This is a genomic window from Bradyrhizobium sp. NAS80.1 (genome assembly GCF_001908205.1).
Lineage (GTDB): Bacteria > Pseudomonadota > Alphaproteobacteria > Rhizobiales > Xanthobacteraceae > Bradyrhizobium.
Genome location: NZ_LGHL01000475.1, coordinates 1 through 1,864 on the forward strand (window position 1 = coordinate 1; position 1,864 = coordinate 1,864).

The following is a 1,864-nucleotide window of genomic DNA, read 5'->3' on the forward strand; positions in this document are numbered from 1 at the left end:
GCCGTTCCTGACAATGTCGAGCGTTGCAAGTGCTGGCCAGACCTACGGCCATTGGCGAAAAACGACCTGGCTGCCAGAGCGGGTAGCAAATGCCCAGGCTGGACCGCTGATCCCAGACCAATATCGCACTTTGAGGCTCTGCACCTATCAAGGTGGGCCAAAGACCAACACTTGGTCGTGCAGGTGATGCGCTGACTGGTTACCGCAAGAGTAGTCCTCACGGAGGGCTTCCCCTTGGCGAAGCAGCCAAAAACCAGCGCTGAACTCGAAGATATGATCCTTCAGAAGCTGTTGATCGGCGGCGCTTACGTATCAGTTCGCCCCGACCCGATCTACGGCTGGCAGGCGACTGTAATCACCGCGCCGAAACATGCAAAAGGCATTCAGGAGCGCGCCGATACGATCGCTGCCGAACTTCGTAAGAAGTTCACGCTGAAGGGTTGATGGGCTTACGGGCGGCGCGGCTTGGGGTCAACGGCGCAGCTTTGATCGGATGACTGTAGGAGGGAGCGATGTTGACAGGACCCTACGCCACTCTAGTGGCTGCTGCTGCGATGGCTAATGCAGTTGAGTCCTACGATGTTACGAATTGTGGGGCAACCCCGTTTCTAAATTGTGCCGCGCTCTATGGCAGGCGAATTGGAGGCAAAACTGCAAAGACCAGTATGGCGATAGCGAGGATCGCCACAACGTAACCGAGGTCGCAATTAAGCCGAGCAAGTGTGTCGTAGGGAGGCTCGGTCAACTCCGAAGCGATGCGATTATCCGGCCCACTCGGAGCGCCCGGCGTAAGCAAAGCTCTTTCCGATCGCCTAGTGGCCGCTCTCCGTGTGAAAAAGATGTACAGCAAATAGCCGTCGATCAAAAATGTGAGGACCAGAACGACATAGGCCCAGGGGCTTTGCACCAAATTCAGCTCGATCAATACCCGCGAGAAACCGAATCCCACGACCCACGCATCAAAGCTCATGCATATCCGACGAAACGTCTCCGCATCCAGATGGCGGATGACGTAGGCGCCGAGCGGTACCCCAAGCGCAACGCAGGGCACAAACACCCATAAGATGTTCTGGCTTTCAGCCGTAAACAGGCCAAGCTGGTAATAGACGATGGCGGTCACGCTCGACTCGGTCACGCGAACCAATGCGAGACCAGCCCGGAACTCGGTTTTGACCAGACCTTGGTTATTGAACAGGATCGCCAGCGGCGGTCCCGAGATGGTGGTGACCGAATACAGGATGCCCAGCGCTGTTCCAAAGGGAAGACCGACCCACCATGTTTGCCGAATTGGTCTCCGCCAACCGGCGGCCTGAACCAGGATGAGGGGCAGAATGAGTGCGTAGGTCCCGAGTTTGATCCAGCCTGGCTCAACCGACGTGAGAACCAAGGCTCCGATTCCGATGCCGGGCAGGAGCCCGGTGATGATTGGAAACACCCTCTTCCATACAGCTGCAACGCCGTTCAGATTGATGAATAGAACGTAGAAGTTGGTGGCCACCTCGACCAGGACGACGGCGGGATTCAGGATGCGGTTTGCATAGAAAACGAGAGCCACCGGCACGGTAAGCGAGGAAAACCCATAGCCGAGCGCGCCATTTACGAAGGCTGCAAGAAAAGCGATGCCAGCGAGAACGATCACCGCAGTATCAAGAGGAGGCATCGTTGGCTCCCCGTGTACGGGCAATGGTCGCCCGCGCGGGGCGACCCACCTTTATCTTACCACTTCTTACGGTTTGTTTGCTGGCAGGAACCCTGCCGTTTTCAAAAAGGTTCGTCCGCCGGGATCGGCTCTAACACAGGGCCGAGCACCTCTCTGAGCCCGGCGGCCACTACTTCCGCTATTGGCCCGAAGCGGCGGTCCCGG

Annotated in this window: 2 protein-coding genes; one reads left to right on the forward strand and one right to left on the reverse strand. The window is 57.5% G+C overall.

Annotated elements, in window-relative coordinates:
- Positions 1-234: 234 nt before the first annotated feature.
- Complete coding sequence (locus tag AC629_RS44340) at positions 235-444, forward strand: hypothetical protein (protein WP_084810822.1); 210 nt, start codon at positions 235-237, stop codon at positions 442-444.
- Between the two features lie 181 nt (positions 445-625).
- On the opposite strand, the gene AC629_RS44345 is transcribed toward AC629_RS44340, so the two are convergent.
- Positions 626-1,660 carry a sulfite exporter TauE/SafE family protein gene (locus tag AC629_RS44345; protein ID WP_084810823.1) on the reverse strand — a complete coding sequence of 345 codons (1,035 nt, stop codon included), beginning with the start codon at positions 1,658-1,660 and terminating at the stop codon, positions 626-628.
- Positions 1,661-1,864 lie beyond the last annotated feature (204 nt).